We start from the raw sequence: 18934 nt of genomic DNA on the forward strand, positions 1-18934 counted from the left end.
ACCCTACTGAACCAACAGCAGCGTGCCGTTCTCGGCCTGGTATTTGCCGAGCCGATTGAGAAAACTCATACCGATCAGGTTGGTGCCCAGTGCCTTGTCGTCGAGCACGATCGCCTGCACTCCGTCGACGCTGATGCTGCCGATCTGCAGGCGGTCGATCATCACCACGGCTGCCTTGATGGTGCCGTTGGCGGTGTTGACCTCGTGGCTGAAATCGGAGGGATTGAGCGACAGCCCGATCCGGCGTGCCGTCGACATATTGACCGCCACCAGCGTCGCACCGGTGTCGATCATGCCGTCGACCTGACGGCCGTTGAGCCTGAAGGTGGACGAAAAGTGTCCGCGCCCGTCCGCCGCAACCACGACCTTGCGGCCGGTTGGCAGCGGCGCCACCGGCTTGTCGGGAACGGACGCCAGGCTGACCTCGGGTTGCGTCTCGGCCCCAGGCTTGGCCGTTACCGTCGATCTCAGCAGGTTTTCGAATATTCGCGGATTCGACTGGTAGACAACCGGGATCGATGCCGACGCACCGGCAAAGACGCTGAGGATAAGGAGCTTGCGCAGCATGGATCGGCCTCGCCGCATGACCCCGAAAATCGAGATCGATTTTCGGAAAGGCTCATGCGCAAAAACAAAGTGCTACAGCGTCCTTTTGTGCGTCCGAATGGAGACACGGCGCTGTAGTGAGAGCCGATTCATTAGCGCTGGATGGTGTTTGCCGCTTTAACGCTCGCCGAAACCGCGTCTTTGCGTAAACATTTGGTAAATCATACCAAGCACTTTGCTTGGTATTACTTCGTCCCGTACATGCGATCGCCGGCGTCGCCGAGACCAGGCATGATGTAGCCCTTCTCGTTGAGCTGGCGATCGATGGACGCGGTGAAGACCGGGACATCCGGATGTGCCTTGGTAAAGCGCTCGATGCCTTCGGGCGCCGCCAGCAGGCACAGGAAGCGGATGTTGGTGGCGCCGCGCCCCTTCAGCTTATCGATCGCCGCGATCGCCGAATTGGCGGTCGCCAGCATTGGGTCCACGACGATCACCAGTCGGTCGGCGAGATCGCTCGGCGCCTTGAAGAAATATTCCACCGCCTCCAGTGTTTCGTGATCGCGGTAGAGGCCGATATGGGCGACGCGGGCCGCCGGCACCAGATCGAGCAGACCTTCGAGCAGGCCGTTGCCGGCGCGCAGCACGGAAGCGAACACCAGCTTCTTGCCTTCCAGCGTCGGCGCTTCCATCTCCTCGATCGGGGTCTCGATGGTGGTGGTGGTCAGTTCGAGGTTGCGGGTCACCTCATAGCCGAGCAGCAGCGAAATCTCGCGCAGCAATCGCCGGAAGCCGGCGGTCGATGTCTCCTTCTTGCGCATGATGGTCAGCTTGTGCTGGACAAGCGGATGGTCGACGACGGTGACGCCCTTCATGATGTTCTCCTGATGCGGTGTCGCCCGAAACCGCGCGCATGGACCCTTTCGGACCTGTCGCGCTTCAAGCTGCTTGGGCGAACCCTAGCGGTATTGGACCGGCCAAGGAACCGCTTGGCCCGCATCGACCACAGCTTTGTCGGAAGAAATCAGCGAGCGGCGCTGTTCAGCCGGCCAAGAAGCGCTGCTTTGGTCTTGCGGTCGACGAAAGCCGCCTCGATAGCCGTCCTGGTGACCGCGGCGAGCGCTTTCTCATTCATCGCGAAATGCTCGGCGGCGATGTCGTATTCGCGCTTCAGCGAGGTCCAGAAATAGGGCGGGTCGTCGGAGTTGAGCGTCACCTTGCAGCCGGCCGCCTGCAGGGCCGGAAACGGATGATCGGCGAAACTGTCGAACACCTTGAGCGCGATGTTGGAACCGGGGCAGCACTCCAGCACGACGCCCTCGTCGGCGATGCGCCGGACAAGGTCGGGGTTTTCGATGGCGCGCACGCCATGGCCGACGCGCGATGGGCGGATATGGTCGAGTGCCGCCTGGACGGTCTCCCAGCCCGTCAGTTCGCCGGCATGGATGGTGATGCCGAGCCCCGCCTCGCGGGCGATCTCGAACGCCCTGACATAGTCTTCCATGTCGCCCATGCGCTCGTCGCCGGCGACGCCGAAGCCGGTGACCAGCGGATGGCCGCAGCGCGCCGCGAAGCGTGCCGCCCGCTCTATCGATTCAACGCCGACATGGCGCACGCCGGTGACGATCATGCGGCCCTCTATGCCGGTCTTGGCCTTGGCGCGCAGCATGCCTTCGCCGAGCGCGTCGGTGTAGGCCTTGGGTGACAGCCCGGCTTTCGTCGCGTGGTCCGGCGAGGTGAACACCTCGGAGTAGATTGCCCCGTCGCGGGCCAGGCTGGTCAGATAATGGTCGGCCAGCCGCGCATAATCCTCCTCGGTCCGGAACAGGTCGGCGGAAAAGTCGTAGGCCGCCAGAAAGGAGGTGAAATCGTGCCAGACGAAGGAACCGTTCTGGATATAAGGCGAGGTATCCTTGCCGTATTTCTGCGCCTGCCGGATGACGAGCTCGGGCGCCGCTGCCCCTTCAATGTGGCAGTGCAGTTCCGCTTTCAAAGGCATTCAAACATCCCGTCGGTCAGTCCAGGTCTTGAAAACCCACCACCTGGAAGCGCGGCTGAACACCGCGCCTTAAACAATAGCGCCCGCATCATCGATCGGCTATGGTCCCGCCGGTTTTATGACGGATCAAAAAAATGCCAGTTGAGAGAACCACGGCCGCCGGCGGCATGGAAACCTCCTATGGTTTCAAGCGTGTAGGGGAAGGCGAGAAGCAGTCCCTGGTCAACGATGTTTTCCACAAGGTCGCCAACCGCTACGACCTTATGAACGACCTGATGTCAGGCGGCCTGCACCGGCTGTGGAAGGACGCCATGGTCGCCTGGCTCAATCCGCCCAAGCGCGCCGGCTGGCGCGTGCTCGATGTTGCCGGCGGCACCGGAGACATCGCCTTCCGCATCGTCGATGCCAGCCATGGCCATGCGCATGCCACCGTGCTCGACATCAACGGCTCGATGCTCGCCGTCGGCCGCGACAGGGCTGAAAAGAAGAGATTGTCCGGCAACACCGACTTCGTCGAGGCCAACGCCGAGGAACTGCCGTTCCCTGACGCCAGTTTCGACGCCTACACCATCGCGTTCGGCATTCGCAACGTCCCGCATATCGACGTGGCCCTGGGTGAGGCGTTCCGTGTGCTGAAGCCCGGCGGCCGCCTCCTGTGCCTGGAGTTTTCCGAGATCGAGATGCCGCTGCTCGACAAGGTCTACGAAGCCTGGTCGTTCAATGCCATTCCCAAGATCGGCAAGATGGTCACCGGCGACGGCGAGCCCTATTCCTATCTGGTCGAATCGATCGCGAAATTCCCCAATCAGCAAAACTTCGCGGCGATGATTTCCCGCGCCGGCTTCGAGCGCGTCTCCTTCCGCAACTATTCCGGCGGCATAGCGGCCCTGCATTCGGGCTGGAAGCTTTGAAGCCGTCGCCCATCTCCTGCACGCGACGCGCCTTGCTCCAGTTCGATGAACCGGTGGGGCGGACGCGGCCATGAGCACCGTCAGCGCGGGATTCCGGCTCATACGGGCCGGTTGGGTGCTGGTGCGCGAGGGCGTCGTCGCTGCTCTGCCCGGCGAGGAACTGTCCGGCCTGCCCAAATTCGGCTGGCGGCTGGCGCGGCTGTTCACCCGCCGCCGCGCGCTCGCCTATGAGCGCAGCGATCGGCTGGCGAAGGCGGTGGTCCGGCTCGGCCCTTCCTACGTCAAACTTGGCCAGTTCCTGGCGACGCGGCCCGATGTCGTCGGCAACGACATGGCGCTCGATCTCGCCATGCTGCAGGACAAAATGCACACCTTCCCGAAGGCCGAAGCGATCGCGGCCATCGAGGCCTCGCTCGGGCGCAAGGTGGGCGATCTCTATGCGCGGTTCGGCGATCCCGTTGCGGCCGCATCCATCGCCCAGGTGCATACCGCCGACACCATGCATGACGGCGTGGCCACCCAGGTGGCGGTGAAGGTGATCCGGCCGGGCGTTCGCCGCCGCTTCTTCCACGATCTCGAAAGCTATTTTCTCGCTGCTCGCCTGCAGGAAAAATACATCCCTTCCTCGCGCCGGCTGCGGCCGGTCGAAGTGACCGAGACGCTGGCCCAGACCACCAGGATCGAGATGGACCTGCGCCTCGAGGCGGCGGCACTCTCCGAACTCGGCGAGAACACCAGGGATGACCCCGGCTTCCGTGTCCCAACCGTCGACTGGGAGCGCACCGGCCGCGACGTGCTGACCATGGAATGGGTCGACGGCATCAAGATGAACAACATCGCCGGCCTCGAAGCCGCCGGCCACGACCTGAAGGCGATCGCCGCCAACCTCATCCAGTCCTTCCTGCGCCATACGCTGCGCGACGGCTTCTTCCACGCCGACATGCATCCGGGCAATTTGTTCGTCGAGGCAAACGGCACCATCGTCGCCGTCGATCTCGGCATTGCCGGGCGCCTCGGGAAGAAGGAGCGCCGCTTCCTCGCCGAAATCCTCTACGGCTTCATCACACGCGATTATCTGCGCGTCGCCGAGGTGCATTTCGAGGCCGGCTATGTGCCGCGCCAGCACAATGTCTCTGCCTTCGCGCAGGCGATCCGTGCGATCGGCGAGCCGATCCACGGCCAGCCCGCCGAAACGATTTCGATGGCCAAGCTTTTGACGCTGCTGTTCGAGGTGACCGAACTCTTCGACATGGCGACGCGGCCTGAATTGATCCTGCTACAGAAGACCATGGTGGTGGTCGAGGGCGTGGCGCGCACGCTCGACCCGGCCTTCAACATGTGGAAGACCGCCGAACCGGTTGTCGGCGGCTGGATCGCCGGTAACCTCGGGCCGCGCGGTCTTATGGTGGATGCCCGCGACGGAACCAAGGCGCTGCTGGCGCTGGTGCGCCAGGCACCGGAGCTTGCGGCGCGCACTGACCGGCTGTCACGCGAAATCGACCTGATGGCGGAGCACGGGCTGCGCTTCGACGAGACCACCGCCCGCGCCATCGGCAAGGCCGAGGCGCGCTACAGCCGATCCGGGCGCGTGGCGCTGTGGGTGATCGCGCTGACGCTGGTCTATATTGCCTGGAAGCTGCTTTAGGCCTCCGAGGGGGGGCCGGCGGCTTGCGGCAGTTTGATTGCATTGCTATCATCGCTATCAGGCAAGATGAGTAGAGTGCAATCATATGGCCAGCATCACCATCCGCAACCTTGACGATGAGGTCAAGGAGCTGCTGCGCCGGCTGGCGGCGGAAAACGATCGCTCCATGGAAGAACAGGCGCGGGTGATGATCCGGGCCGCTGTCGACGGCCAGATCGGCCCGGTAGGCCGTCTCGACCAGATCGAGAAAGCCCTCCACGAACTGGCCAATTCGCAAGGCACCCCGGCGTCAGCCTTGGCAGGCAAGAGCTTGCCGCGAGGCACGCTTTCCAACAAACGCATCCTGCTGATCATCGGCGGCGGCATCGCCGCCTACAAGGCGCTCGACCTGATCCGCAGGCTGCGCGAGCGTGGTGCGGCGGTGCGGGTGGTCATGACGTCGGCGGCGCAGGAATTCGTGACGACGCTGTCGGTCGGTGCGCTCTCCGCCGACCATGTCTTCACCGACCTGTTCGACCGCAACGATGAACACGATGTCGGCCACATCAGGCTGTCGCGCGAAGCGGACCTCCTGGTGGTGGCGCCCGCCACCGCCGACCTGATGGCCAAGCTCGCCAATGGCCACGCCAACGATCTGGCCTCGACCGTGCTCATCGCCACCGACAAGCCGGTGCTGATGGCCCCGGCGATGAACCCGAAGATGTGGTCGCATCCTGCCACCCGCCGCAACCGCGCGACATTGGGCAAGGACGGCATCGCCTTCGTCGGCCCCGCCAAGGGTGAGATGGCCGAGAGCAACGAGGCCGGCGAAGGCCGCATGGCCGAACCGCTGGAGATCGTCGCCGCGGTCGAGGCGCTGCTCGATGCCGGCCCCAAGCCGCTGGCGGGGCGCAAGATCATCGTCACGTCAGGCCCGACACACGAGCCGATCGATCCCGTGCGCTATATCGCCAACCGGTCGTCCGGCAAGCAGGGCCACGCCATCGCCGCGGCATTGGCGAGGCTCGGCGCCGACGTGCGCCTCGTCTCCGGTCCCGTAGGCATCGCCGATCCGGCCGAGGTGAAGACCGTCCATGTCGAACGGGCGCAGGAGATGCGCGACGCGGTGGAACAGCTTCTGCCCGCCGACGCCGCGGTGTTCGTCGCCGCAGTTGCCGACTGGCGCACCGAGAATTCGGCCGGCGAGAAGATCAAGAAGGTCGCGGGCGAAGGCCCGCCGGTGCTGCGCATGGTCGAGAACCCCGACATCTTGGCGGGCATCGGCCACCACAAGCAGCGACCAGGTCTGGTCGTCGGCTTTGCCGCCGAGACGCAGGATCTCTTGCGCAACGCCGAGGCCAAGCTCAGGAAGAAAGGCGCCGATCTCATCGTCGCCAACGATGTGTCGCAGGCCAGCGGTATCGGTCCTTCAGGCGTGATGGGCGGCGATCGCAACCGGGTGCGGATCGTGTCGAAGGCCGGCGTCGAGGAATGGCCTGAAATGACCAAGGACGAGGTGGCGGCGCGGCTCGCCGCGCTCATCGCCGAGCGGTTGAAAACGATCGTCGTCTGACAAGTGTCGGCGCAAGCATTTACCGCCAACCCCTGTCGCTTGCGGTGACGGTCCAAGCCGTCAATTGGCCAAAAGCTCCGCGGTGCGGGCAAGCGCCCCACCGAAGCCGTTGAGCGGAATGGAAAAGCTTACGACTTGCCCCGTATCCGCCGCGAACGCATCGATCTTGAGCGTGGTGCCGTTCTTGAGCAGCGGCGTGACATTTGCATCGAACGCCACCGGCACCAGGCAGCCGACCACCTGGCAGGTGTTGAACGGCAGGCTGCCGTCGAGCTTCTGGTCGTCGATGGTCAGCGTAACGCCCTTGGCAAGCGCCAGGCCGAACGGCAGCGCAAGGGTTCCGGTCGCATCCTCGCCGGTCTTGCTCGACAGCTCGATCGCCAGCAGCCGCTGGTTGCTTTGCTTGTTGAACTGCTGGTGCGACAGGCTACAGACCTTGTTGGTGCCCGATATCTGGCAATTGACCGTCCAGTCGCCATGGGTTTCGGACAAGGCCGAAGCGCCGCCGGGCAGCTGCGGCGCGTCAGCCGCGGCGGGCGGCGTTGCCGTCACCTTGTCGCTCTTGGTTTGCGCCGCCATGGCCGGCAGGCCTGCGATACAGGCAGCACCCAGCACGGCTGCGAAATACGCGTATTTCCTCATCAAGATCTCTCCCGCCGGGCTCCGCCTCGAGCCAGCCTAGAAACTGACCTTGAGAGACGCGCTGACTGCATTCTGTTTGACCGTTTCCCCGAAGGCGCCACTATACCTGACGGACATGCCGACGCCATTGACCCCATTCAACTCGAGGCCGGCGCCGACCCGATAGAGCGGCGAATCGATCGCCTCCGTCAAGTGCAATGCCGGGTTGCCGGGCAGATTCTCCGCAGCCGCGAAGCGTCCTTCGATCTCCCACTCCTTGGTTGAAAACTCCACCCCAGCCTTTCCATAGAGGCGAAGGCTGGCAATGTCGCTGAGTGCGATGTCGGTTCCAATTTCGAGCGCCGGCGTCGCCGCATAGAAGGTGTCCGCCGATCCGTCGAAGTTGAAACCGGCAGCCGACCCCTCTTCCTTTCCCGAAACACGCAGCCAGCGCGCGTCGAACTGCAAGGTCGGCTGCAGGTAGAACGCGCCCATCTGTTGCGTGAAGCCAAGCCGTGCCGAGCCACCGAACTGAGCGGTCTTCTGCGTGTAGGTGACGCTGTTGCCGATCCCGGGCAGCATTTCCTCGTCCAGATAATCGCCGATCAGCGTTTCGCCGGGAATGAAGAACGCCGGATCGATATGGGTATCGCGCTCGCCCTTGAAGGAACCGGTGCCGCCGCCGAGCGCGAAGTCGATGAAGTAATTCTTGTCGGCGTACTTCGCCAGCGCATAGGCCTGCCAGGCCTGACCGGTGGTTTGTGACAGCAGTTCGCCGTTGGCGTCGATCTTGGAGTCGAATTCCGTACGGCCGATGGTGGCGCCCAGCGACCAGTTCTGGCCGACCTCGCCGATGCCGCCAAGCGACATGGTCTTCAGGACGTCGTCGCGGCTGGTGGTCCCGGCACCCGCGTCGCGACTGTATTCGGCCTGCGGACTGATCGTCGCCCAGATGCAGGGGCCGTCGAGGTTCTTGTAGAACGGCACGCCGGTGCATTCGCGCGCCGTTTCCAACATGATGTCGGCCTCGCGGTTGATCATGTCGAAGGCATGCACCGCATAGTGCGGCGTCAGTCGCGTCAGCGCGGCACCCAGTTCCTGCTCGTTGGGCAGGAAGCGCAGCATGTTGATCAACCGGGCCATCGGGTTGTCCGGGGTCGAGGCCGCTTCGACGTCGTCGAGATACTGCGCCAATTGGAACACGCCCGGATCGGTGGTTCCGGAACCGGGATCCTGCGCCAGTTCGAGGAAGGTCGGATTGTCGGCGTAGAGAACGAGATCGGTGCCGTTATCCACCTTGAACTGGAAGTTGAAGCCCACCGCCGGATGCAGGGTTTTCGCGTCGATGCCGGAATCGGTCATCGCCGAGCCTTTGGCCACCACATATTCGGTGAACAGCTTGTCGATCGTGAGGAAGTTCAACGGAGCCTCGCCGTTGAAGTCGCCCGCGCCTGTCAGCGCCAGCGCATCGGTGATCTGGTTGTTGAGGTCCACGTCGGTGACGAAGTCGCCGGAGAGAACCTGCTTGAAGCCGCCGCCGACATCCACTTTCGCAACTACGCCGATGCCTTGGTTGGTATAGAGCCCATCATTGGTGAACAGCCCGCCGCCGAGATCGATGGTCTTGAGGCCGACCATCGAGGAATCGGCGAAATTGTGGAAGCTGTTGTTGCCGCCGCCGAGATCGATGTTGCCGATGACGCGTCCCAACGTGTCGGCCGCCTTGGAATTGTCGACATGGTCATCGCCCGATGTGCCGGTGATGGCGAGCGGACTGAAATCGTCCAGCAGCGATTCCAGGATCGCGTTTGTCGGCACCACCGGGCCGGGCGCCAGCAGGAAAGCCTGAAACGCCTGGAACTGCGCTGCCTGGATCTCGAAAGTCGGCGTCGCCCCCATCGCGTAGAGCAGGCTGTGGTTGGTCAGCGTGTTGTCGGCGCCGCCGACGAGCATCGCCGCGACACCGGTTCCGGCCCCACCGATCGTATATTGGCCATTGAGGTTGATGGTGATGTTGCCCTTGGCGCCCTTGGCCGTGCTCTCGCCATAGACGGCCACCGAATCCGCGCCTTGTGCGAACAGGCTGTCACCCGCCGTCAGGTCGACCGCATGGGCGTCGCCATTGCCTGTCGCGCTCTGCCCGAACATGGCATAGGCACTCGCGCCCTTCACCCAGACCCGGCTGTCGGTGCTGGTGGATGCCGCCGCGGCGTCGCCGACACCACCTTGCGAGCCCGCGGCCGACTGGCCCATGCCGAGCGAATCGGTGCCGCCGGCGCCACCGCCGCCACCAACCGCCTGGGCGACGATGCCGTGGCCACGGTCGCCATCGGTCTCGATCGCGCCCGACTGGATGATGGTCACCTTGCCGCCGGTGCCCTTGGTGCCGCCGGGCGTGTTGAAGCCGATGGCATTTGGCCCGCCGCCATCGTCGTCGGCGCCAAAGCGGCCGAAGCCCGCACCACCGATGCCGCCGCCGCCGCCCACTGATTGTGCGATGATGCCGATCGAATCCTTGCCGGTGGTGGTGATCGTGCCGGTGCGGATGACGGTGACGTCGCCGCCATCGCCGCCTTTGCCGCCGACACCACCAATGGCCAACGCGTTCGAACTCTTGCCCTTGGCGTCACCGCCATAGCCGCCACCGCCGCCGACCGATTGCGCGACCACGCCATGCGCGCGTTCGCCATGGGTGATGATGGTGCCGGAAACGGTGACATCCACTTGCCCGCCATTGCCGCCATTGCCGCCGAAGCCGCCAAGCTGCAGCGCGACCGATTCATCCCCCGCCGTGTCTGCCGACACCACGCCGCCATAACCGCCGCCGCCGCCGATGGACTGGGCGAAGATGCCGAGCGCGCCGTCCTTCCAGGTCTCGATGGCGCCGTCATTGTTGACGATGACATGGCCGCCATTGGAGCCGTCGCCGCTTGGCAACGAGGCCGCGCCGCCGATCGTCATGTCGGCCTTCGAGGTGTTGGCCGCGGCACCCGATGCGCCGCCACCGCCACCGACCGACTGCGCAAAAATACCGTGCGAGAGGTAGCCCAGGGTGGTGATCTTGCCGTGGTTGTCGACCGTCACGTCACCCCCGCGGCTGCCTACTCCACCCAGGCCGCCGATTGCCAGGGACACAGACGTCTCGGCGCTGCCCGTCTCGGTCGAACCGGCACCGGCGGCACCGCCGCCGCCGCCAATCGACTGCGCGAAGATGCCATAGGAATTGTCGCCCTTGGTCAGAATCTCGCCCGTGTCGAAGTTCGTGACATGAACGAAATCGCTCTTGCCGCCGTCGCTACCGGCTCCGCCGAGGCTGAGCGTAATGGCCACATTGGAGTCCTTGGCCGAAGTGCCGGAAGCGCCGCCGACGCCGCCGCTGCCGCCGATCGACTGCGCCATGATGCCGTGCGAATAGGCCGCCTCGGTGTGGATGTAGCCGCTGTTCTCGACGACGATCCTGCCGCCGTCGCCGCCGACCTTGCCCGATCCGCCGAGCGAGAGATTGACGCTGACTTCCGAGTCATCGGTCTTTCCGGTGCTCTCGCCGGCACCGCCGGCGCCACCGCCGCCACCCACGGACTGCGCGAAGATGCCGATCGAGCGCTCCTGCTTGGTCCAGATTTCGGCCGTCCCAAGATTGAAAACGTCGACCTCGAAGCCACTGCCGCCGCCGCCGCCCGCCCCGCCGAGCGCGCCGCCGATGGCATATTTGCCGAGAACGCCCGATGTCGCCGAACCGCCGACGCCACCACCGCCGCCGATGGAGTTGGCTGAGATGCCGTAGGAATCGGCGCCGTCTGTGACGATCAGGCTCCGGTTGGTGACCGACACGGTGCCGCCATTGCCGGCGCCGCCGGCAGCAAGGCCGATGGCCGCGCCGATGCCCACGGATGTCTCGCCCTCGCTGCCGCCGCCGACGATCTCCTCGTCGGTCGAGGCCGCTCCGCCGCCGCCGCCGCCGCCGCCGACCGACATGGCTAGTATGCCTATCGAATTGAAACCCTGGGTCCGGATCACGCCGGAATTGTCGACATGCACGCCGGCGCCGATGACATTGCCGCCGCCATCAAGGCGGAACATCGCCGCATCGTTTCCGGACCCGCCTTTGCCGCCGATGCCGACATTGACGGTGACGCTCGTCTCGCTGGTGCCGCCCAGATGGAATGCCTTGGCGTTGCTCGCGCCGCCCATGCCGCCGCCGCCGCCCAGCGACTCCGCGACGATGCCCGAGGAGAAATCGCCCGTGGTCGTCAGGTTGCCGCTGTTGATCACGTCGACCGCGCCGGAAGTATTGCCTGTGCCGCCGCCGCCGCCGACACCGACATTGACCGCGACGTTGACCCCCTCGCCGCCGCCGAGATCGGCGGTCGCGCCATTGGTCGAGCCGCCATTGCCGCCGCCGCCGCCGATCGACTGAGCCATGATGGCCGCGCTCATGTCGCCGGCGGTTTGCACCGTCAAGGCGTTGTGGACGAGCACGTCATCGCTGACATTGCCGTCGCCGCCACCGCCGCCGATGCTGACCGTCGCATTGATGGCGACATCGTTGCCGTAACCGCCGGCCGCCCCCCAGGAATCGCCGCCATTGCCGCCGCTGCCGGCGACCGACTGGGCAAGAATGCCGACCGCCTGATAGCCACTGGTGACGATGCTGCCGCCACCGTTCAGGCCGGTGTCGACCGTCACCAGGTCGCTTCTGCCGCCATCGCCGCCCCAGCCGCCAACCGTAACACCCAGGCTGACACTGGCGTCGGTGCTGACAGCACCGGTGATTGTGGTCGCCCGCCCGCCATTGCCGCCGCCGCCGCCGATCGACTGCGCGACGATGCCGCCCGACCCGACCGCATCGGTATCGGCAATGATGTTGCCGTCCGCCTTGACCGTAACCTTGCCGCCAGGGCCGCCGTCGCCGCCGGTGCCGCCAATCGACACACCCACGGCGGCGGAGAAATAAAGACCGCCGCTGAAGGCGCCGGAATAGGCATTGCCGCCATTGCCGCCGCTACCGCCGACTGACTGAGCAAGAATGCCCTTGGAGCCGGCTCCCGCCACGTGAATGTCGCCCTTGTGGGTGACCGTGACCTCCTTGCTTAGATTCGCGTCGCCGCCACCGCCGCCAAGCGCCACGCCGGCCGCGCCGAACGCGCCAACGGCAACGGCCCCGGTGCTGCCGCCATTGCCGCCGCCGCCGCCGACCGACTGCGCCAGTATGCCATTCGAGAGCGCGCCCTTGGTTGTGATGTTGGCGTTGTTGATAACCTCGACGACGCCACCCGCGCCGCCACCGCCGCCCGCGCCGCCGATGCCGACGGCGGCGAAAAGCCCGCCGGCCACGGCAAAGCCGCCGTCGCCGCCGGACCCACCGACCGACTGCGCGAAGATGCCGTTGGACAGGTCGCCACCCGTATCGATCTTGCCGGAGTTGTTGACAAACACCTTTTCGCTCGTGCCCGCCGAGGCGCCGGTACCGCCCAGCGAGAAGGACGGGCCGCCCAAGGTGACGCTGAAGCCGCCAGACCCCCCACCGCCGCCGATCGATTGTGCCAGGATACCGTGCGACTGGTAGCCCCCGGTGCTGAGCGCGGCCGCGTTGATGACGTCGACCGTGCTGGAAACGCCGCCGCCTGCGCCCTTTCCGCCGATGCCGATGTTGACGCCGGCACCGAGCGCGACGACGCCGCCACCATTGCCGCCGCCACCACCGATCGACTGTGCCACCATGGCCGAAGACCGCTCGCGTGTCGTGGTGACGGAGCCGCCATTGTCGGTGATCTTGACCGCACTGGCGTCGCCCGCAACGCCGCCGCTGCCGCCGATGCCGACAGACGCGGCCAAGCCGAGGCCACCGACGAAGCTGCCATTGCCGCCACCGCCGCCGATCGACTGGACAAGGATACCGATCGAATCGGCACCCGCGGTTTTGACGACGGAATTGTCCGTAAAGAAGCTGGCGGCCATGCCTTTGCCGCCGCCCGCGCCGCTGCCGCCCACGCCGACATTCACGCCCAGGCTGCCGCTGATCACCGCGCCGGCATTGCCGCCGCCGCCGCCAATGGACTGCACGATGATGCCGGCCGACCGATCGTTGGACGTTGTCACGCTGCCATTGGAACGCGCATCGACAACGCCGCCATCGCCGGCGGCGCCGCCACTGCCGCCAACGCCCACGGAAACGATGGCCGAGACGGCGATCGAAAAGCCGCCATTGCCGCCGCCGCCGCCAACCGACTGCACGATGATGCCGGCCGAATCCGCGCCATGCGTCGTCACATCGGACTGGGTGCCGTTGAAGGTGACCGCATCGCCGGTGCCGCCGCCGGCGCCTTTCCTGCCGATGCCGACACTGACGCCGGCGCTGCCTGCGACGCTGCCGCCGCCATTGCCGCCACCGCCGCCGATCGACTGCGCGATGATGCCGGCGGAGCGATCCTGGAATGTTTCGACGCTGCCGCCGGTCGTCATGTTGACCGTGCCGCCCTTGCCGCCCGGGCCGCCTTCGCCTCCGACGCCGACCGAGATAAGCGCGGAGATCGACAACGCAAACCCGCCATTGCCGCCGCCGCCACCCACCGACTGGGTCAGGATGCCGGTCGAGTCGGTGCCATGCGTCGTCACATGCGAGGTGCCGACATTGTAGATGACGTTACCGCCGGCGCCGCCCGCGCCACCCTTGCCGCCGATCGAGGCCGAAACCGCTCCGCTGACCGCATAGCTGCCGCCCCCATTGCCGCCGCCGCCGCCCACCGATTGCGTCAGTATGCCGATGGCAGAGATTCCGCTCGTCTCGACCGTTGGACCGCCGGCGGCCTGCTGGACGTTGACGTCGCCGCCATTGCTGGCCGCACCGCCGGAACCGCCGACGCCGACCGCGACCACCGGGCCGCCGGCGATGGCGAAACCGCCATTGCCGCCACCACCGCCGATCGACTGGATGACGATGCCGATCGCGCCGTCGCCGCTGCCGTCGGCGCCGGTCTTGATCGAGCCCCCGAGATTGCCGAAGACACTGCCGCCCTTGCCGCCGCCGCCGCCGGATCCGCCGAGTGCGATCGATCCGATCGCGCCGCCGCCGTCGCCGCCACCACCGCCGACCGATTCAACCAGCATGCCGATGGCGCCGACGCCGTTGGTGGTGATGGAACCCGTGTTGGTGCCGGTCGCTGTGCCGCCATTGTTTCCGTCTTGGCCCGAGCCGCCGCCGCCGAAGAAGCCGAAGGCTCCGCCGCCATCTCCGCCACCGCCGCCGACGGACTGGATGACCATACCGCTGGCGAAGTCGCCCATCGTGGTGATGTTTCCGGAATTCTTGCCATCCGCCGAGCCGCCGATGGTCGGTACGCCGCCATTGCCACCGCCACCGTTGATAATTCCGGTTCCCTGCGCTCCGTCGCCGCCGGAGCCACCGGCCGAACGAACCAGGATTCCCTTTGCAAAGGCACCTTGCGTGTGAATGTCGCCTGCATTGTCCGCCGACGCCGAGCCACCATTGCCGCCGGAACCGCCATCTCCACCTTTGCCGGATCCGATGCCGCCGACGGCGGTGCCGCCATTGCCGCCATTGCCGCCACTGGCGTTGACGGTGATACCGTTCGCCAGGTCCGCTGTCGTTGTGATGTTGCTGGTCGATGTGGTCGTCACGGTCGCGGTGCCGCCGTCGCCGCCCCTGCCACCGGTTCCACCGTTGATCAGCAGCAGATGGAAGGCAAATCCGCCATCGCCGCCATCGCCGCCGCTTGCATTTGCACTGATGCCGCTCGCGGAGGTGCCACTGGTCTGCAATTGGGCCGTATTCGTGATATCGACGACGCCACCCTTGGCGCCGTTGCCGCCATTGCCGCCATCGACCTCGAAGAAGGGAGGGACAATGGTTGGCTCGACGGTCGAGCCCCCATCGCCGCCCCTGCCGCCAACGGCGCTGCCGACAAAGGCGCTGCCGACGCTCGATTGCGGATCATTATTTGTGTAGTTGACCGGTCCGGTGGGTGGATGGCCGTCGTCCGCATCGGCATCGCCGATCACATTTGCGCCGTTGTCTCCGGGCGCACCGTCGTGATTGATCACGACCTGCGCATGGACCGGGCTTGTGTGGAGAAGGGCAAAACCGCTCAGAGCCGTGGCGCCAAGCAACAGGGTCAGCCGCGCTGCCATGACTGCCAGACGAGGGTTTCCGGCCACCGGAGATTCTGCAACCAGGGGAAGTCGGCTTCCCGCCAGGATCGGCATAAAGGAACGGCGTCCGACCGCTTCGCCGTCAAAATCCGCGCACTCAAAGTCCGCGCACTCAAAAGAGCGCCTTGAGAACAACGCCATGCACTTAGCCCCCTTAGAGCAGGCGCTCCCAATCCCTCCTTGAGTTAGGCGCCCCCGCCACGGTCAGTCCACGCAATAAAATGCCGGCACTTTGCAATAAGGTTCAATGCATTGAGGCCAGCAGTCCGCAGTCCCGCTTGTGAAGTACTGGCTCAATTAGAATACATAAACTTGCGCCAGAAGGAACCGAAAACTTACGTAGGGGACACTGACCAAAGCCATCTGCTTTTCATAGTCGTCATATGACGGCAATCTGCGTCCCGGGACTAGGCGGCAGTCAGTACTCGGGTGCGGTTGGTGTGAGGGCGATCACCATTCTCGCCATGGCATCGCCGGACAAACACCCTATATATCCGGCGTGATGAGATTTTTTGCAGGAATGGGCGGGTGTGCATGCGTCGTTCATCGATGATTTTCGCATTGGCGGTGCTGGCTGGGGCAGCTTCCGCTGGCTTTGCATCGCCCGCTTCCGCGCAGGTGATCAATCCAGCGGCCAGAAACAATGTGATCATCCAGCAGAATGATCTGCAGGCCTTGCAGAACCAGGTTCAGCGGCAGCAATTTCAGCAGCAGCAACAGCAGTATCGTGCCCAGGATCGCGTCATCGTCCAGCAGCCGCCGCCTGTCGTTCCGCAGGTCAGGCCGAGCTGCCAGACGCAGATAATCGGCAACACCGCCGTCAGCACCTGCCGCTGACAGACGGCACCTTCTTTTATTTAGCCGACTTACATGATAGGGCACTTTGGGTGCCCCCGCGGTCGTTTGGATTTTGCAAAGGCATCGCATCACGCTAAGGGGCATTGCAGCGACTGGATTGTTAAGATGGCAGCCACCAAGAAAAAGGCCGTACGCCAGGCCAAGAAAGGCGAAAGGATCCGCCAGGTGGCGGCGATTCCCTTTCGGCTGAACGCGCGCGGAGACATCGAGGTGATGCTGGTCACGTCGAGAACGACGAGACGCTTCATCGTGCCCAAGGGGTGGCCGATGAAAGGCAAGAGCGGGCGCAAGGCAGCCACTATCGAGGCGCTGGAGGAAGCCGGCGTGCGTGGCAAGACGCTGAAGCGGCCGGCGGGCACCTATTCCTACTGGAAACGCCTGGCCAACCGCTTTGTCCGCGTCGACGTCATCGTGTTTCTGCTGGAAGTGACGGAAGAGCTCGCCGACTGGCAGGAAGCCAAACGGCGGCAGCGGGCATGGCTGGCGCCGGCCGACGCCGCGATGCTCATCGACGAGCCCGATCTCTCGACGCTGGTGAGCACCTTGACGCTGCCCGAGCCCACGACGCTCGTGCGGCCATAAGCCTCAATTCTCGATGCCCTCGTCCCCAGGAACCGGCCGCGCCGGCGGGCCACTATAGGCCCACAGCCATTCGCGCGGCAGCGGCCCCTTGTTCCGCTCGGCCTGCTGCGATTGCTCCCAGGCATGCGCCAGGATGCCGACAGACCGCGACAGCACGAAGAGGCCACGCGTCAGCGGCGGCGGAAAGCCGAGTTCGCCGTAGATGACGGCGGTGGCGCCATCGATGTTGAGCGGGATTTTTTTGCCCTTGCGCCGCGCGACATCGGCCTCGACCGCCTCGGCGATGTCGGCGTACCGTCCATTGACGACGCCATGCGCGGCAAAATCTCTGACCAGTTCCAGCAGGCGCGGCGCGCGTGGATCGACAGGATGGAAGCGATGGCCAAGCCCCGGCACGTAGCCCTCTTCCTCCGCGAAGAACCGGTCGAGGCGTGCCGAGACCGCCTTATTGAGGGCAATGCCGCCCTCGAGCGCCACGGCAATATCGCCATAGATGGAAAGCGCCTGCTCGCCGGCTCCGCCATGCACGTCGCCAAGCACATTGATGGCAGAGGCCATGGCGCTGTTGATGCCGACGCCGCAGGTTGCCGCCATGCGGGCGATGGCGATCGACGGCGCCTGCGGCCCGTGGTCGACGGCCGCCCCCAAAGCGATGCCGAGCAGTGCCGCCTGGTCCTCGCTGGGCAGTTCGCCACGCAGCATCAGCCAGATCATGGCGGGGAAGCTGACACGGCCGATCAGGTCCTGGATCTCGTAGCCGCGCAGCCGGATCATGCCGGGGCTCATCTCGATGATGCCGGTCCGCCACCATTCCTCACCGCGCTCGCGGCCCGTTTTCTTCTCCACGCCGCTCATGCCCTGGCCTTTGCCTTGGCGCGCGGCGGCAGGCCGGCGAACACCTCGTCCATGTGCTCGCCCAGCACCGGCGGCGGCCGTGTCGGCAACGGTGCCGTGCCGTCGACCATGAACCCGCCGCGCAGGACGGTGAGCGGCCCGTCCATGCCGGCCACATCCTCGAAACGAGCCGTCATCTGGCGCTCGAGCACTTGTGGTTCGGTCAGCACTTGCGGGATCGTCAGGACCCTGCCCGCCGGCACGCCGGCTCGATTGAGCGCCTCTTCCCAAACCGCCGCCGGCGCACTTGCCAGAGCGTCCTCGATCTCGGCCTTGAGCGCCGCGCGGTTCTTCTTGCGCGTCTCGCGCTCGGCAAAGCGCGGGTTCGACGCCAGGTCCGGACGTCCGATCAGCCGGCACAGCGTCACGAACTGTTCCTGCTTGTTGGCGGCGATGTTGACGAGCCCGTCGCTGGTGCGGAAGGCGCCGGAGGGAGCCGCGGTCATATTCTCGTTGCCCATCGGCTTGGGATCGACCCCTGCCGTCAGATAGTTGGAGACAGGCCAGCCAAGTGCGGAAAGCGTGCATTCGAGCATCGACACGTCGAGGAACGCACCCTCGCCCGATGTCTTCTGCCGGACCAGTGCGGCGGCGATGGAGAACGCCCCGACCAAGCCTCCCAGCGTGTCGGCAACGGGATAACCGACGCGCAGCGGCGCGGTCTCCGGCGTGCCGGTTATGCTCATGATCCCGGAAAGGCCCTGGACGATCTGGTCATAGGCGGGGTTGTCGCGCATCGGCCCGCTCTGTCCGAAACCCGATATCGCGCAATAGACGAGGCCGGGCCGCACAGCCTTCAACACATCGTAGCCGAGGCCGAGGCGCTTCATCACGCCGGGGCGAAAATTCTCGACCAGCGCGTCGGCGCTGGCGACCAGGTCGAGGAAGCGCTCGCGATCCGCCTCTTGCTTGAGGTCGAGCATGACGGACCGTTTGCCGGCGTTCTGCGCCAGGAACGATGCGCCCATGCCGGCATTGTTGAGCTTTGGCGAGCCGCCGAGCTGGCGCGCCAGGTCACCACCTTGCGGCCCTTCGACCTTGATCACGTCGGCTCCCAGCAAGGCCAGCTGATAGGCGCAGTAAGGCCCGGCGAGCACATTGGTCAGGTCGAGGACGCGGATACCGGAAAGCAGGTCTGTCATGTCTTTGCAAATCGC

General features: G+C 65.4%; 12 protein-coding genes. 5 read left to right on the forward strand and 7 right to left on the reverse strand.

The features are described 5' to 3' along the window. Nucleotides 1–3: 3 nt before the first annotated feature. From EN851_RS12715 to EN851_RS12730, 3 genes are all read right to left on the reverse strand, one after another. Entirely contained in the window at nt 4–567 is a 564-nt protein-coding gene (locus tag EN851_RS12715) for a TIGR02281 family clan AA aspartic protease (protein WP_135929351.1), read from the reverse strand. Between the two features lie 224 nt (nt 568–791). Beyond that, nucleotides 792–1421 carry a uracil phosphoribosyltransferase gene (upp, locus tag EN851_RS12725; RefSeq protein WP_095199484.1) on the reverse strand — a complete coding sequence of 210 codons (630 nt, stop codon included), beginning with the start codon at nt 1419–1421 and terminating at the stop codon, nt 792–794. Between the two features lie 149 nt (nt 1422–1570). Continuing rightward, nucleotides 1571–2545: an adenosine deaminase gene (locus tag EN851_RS12730; RefSeq protein WP_135865706.1), complete on the reverse strand. Its 975-nt coding sequence runs from the start codon at nt 2543–2545 to the stop codon at nt 1571–1573. Nucleotides 2546–2679: 134 nt separating this feature from the next. Here EN851_RS12730 and ubiE point away from each other — a divergent pair, with 134 nt between their 5' ends. The 3 genes from ubiE to coaBC all read left to right on the forward strand — a co-directional run bounded on the left by ubiE (nt 2680) and on the right by coaBC (nt 6653). Then, nucleotides 2680–3456 carry a bifunctional demethylmenaquinone methyltransferase/2-methoxy-6-polyprenyl-1,4-benzoquinol methylase UbiE gene (ubiE, locus tag EN851_RS12735; protein ID WP_135929352.1) on the forward strand — a complete coding sequence of 259 codons (777 nt, stop codon included), beginning with the start codon at nt 2680–2682 and terminating at the stop codon, nt 3454–3456. A 70-nt stretch (nt 3457–3526) separates the two neighbouring features. After that, the gene (ubiB, locus tag EN851_RS12740; protein ID WP_135865708.1) at nt 3527–5101 is read left to right on the forward strand and encodes a 2-polyprenylphenol 6-hydroxylase; all 1575 of its coding nucleotides are present in this window, start codon (nt 3527–3529) and stop codon (nt 5099–5101) included. 85 nt (nt 5102–5186) lie between these two features. Next, the gene (gene coaBC / locus EN851_RS12745; protein ID WP_210234924.1) at nt 5187–6653 is read left to right on the forward strand and encodes a bifunctional phosphopantothenoylcysteine decarboxylase/phosphopantothenate--cysteine ligase CoaBC; all 1467 of its coding nucleotides are present in this window, start codon (nt 5187–5189) and stop codon (nt 6651–6653) included. Between the two features lie 60 nt (nt 6654–6713). Here the strand turns inward: coaBC and EN851_RS12750 are convergent, their stop codons facing one another. Together EN851_RS12750 and EN851_RS12755 are read right to left on the reverse strand one after the other, a co-directional pair. Continuing rightward, nucleotides 6714–7295, reverse strand: a complete 582-nt coding sequence (locus EN851_RS12750) for an invasion associated locus B family protein (protein ID WP_127869972.1) — start codon at nt 7293–7295, stop codon at nt 6714–6716. A 36-nt stretch (nt 7296–7331) separates the two neighbouring features. After that, nucleotides 7332–15422, reverse strand: coding sequence for an autotransporter outer membrane beta-barrel domain-containing protein (locus EN851_RS12755; RefSeq protein ID WP_281041084.1), 8091 nt, complete (start codon nt 15420–15422; stop codon nt 7332–7334). 570 nt (nt 15423–15992) lie between these two features. Here EN851_RS12755 and EN851_RS12760 point away from each other — a divergent pair. After that, nucleotides 15993–16280, forward strand: coding sequence for a hypothetical protein (locus EN851_RS12760; RefSeq protein ID WP_245511698.1), 288 nt, complete (start codon nt 15993–15995; stop codon nt 16278–16280). 126 nt (nt 16281–16406) lie between these two features. Further along, a complete protein-coding gene (locus EN851_RS12765; RefSeq protein ID WP_127869974.1) occupies nt 16407–16883 on the forward strand; it encodes an NUDIX hydrolase in 477 nt (158 codons plus the stop codon). A gap of 3 nt (nt 16884–16886) precedes the next feature. On the opposite strand, the gene EN851_RS12770 is transcribed toward EN851_RS12765, so the two are convergent. After that, the gene (locus EN851_RS12770; RefSeq protein WP_127281283.1) at nt 16887–17738 is read right to left on the reverse strand and encodes a citryl-CoA lyase; all 852 of its coding nucleotides are present in this window, start codon (nt 17736–17738) and stop codon (nt 16887–16889) included. Next, on the reverse strand, nt 17735–18919 hold the full coding sequence (locus EN851_RS12775) for a CoA transferase (RefSeq protein WP_135929353.1): 1185 nt from the start codon (nt 18917–18919) through the stop codon (nt 17735–17737). The genes EN851_RS12770 and EN851_RS12775 overlap by 4 nt, the downstream gene beginning before the upstream one ends. Nucleotides 18920–18934 lie beyond the last annotated feature (15 nt).

Origin of the sequence: Mesorhizobium sp. M8A.F.Ca.ET.208.01.1.1, from assembly GCF_004791315.1 — a bacterium.
In the GTDB taxonomy this organism is placed as follows: domain Bacteria; phylum Pseudomonadota; class Alphaproteobacteria; order Rhizobiales; family Rhizobiaceae; genus Mesorhizobium.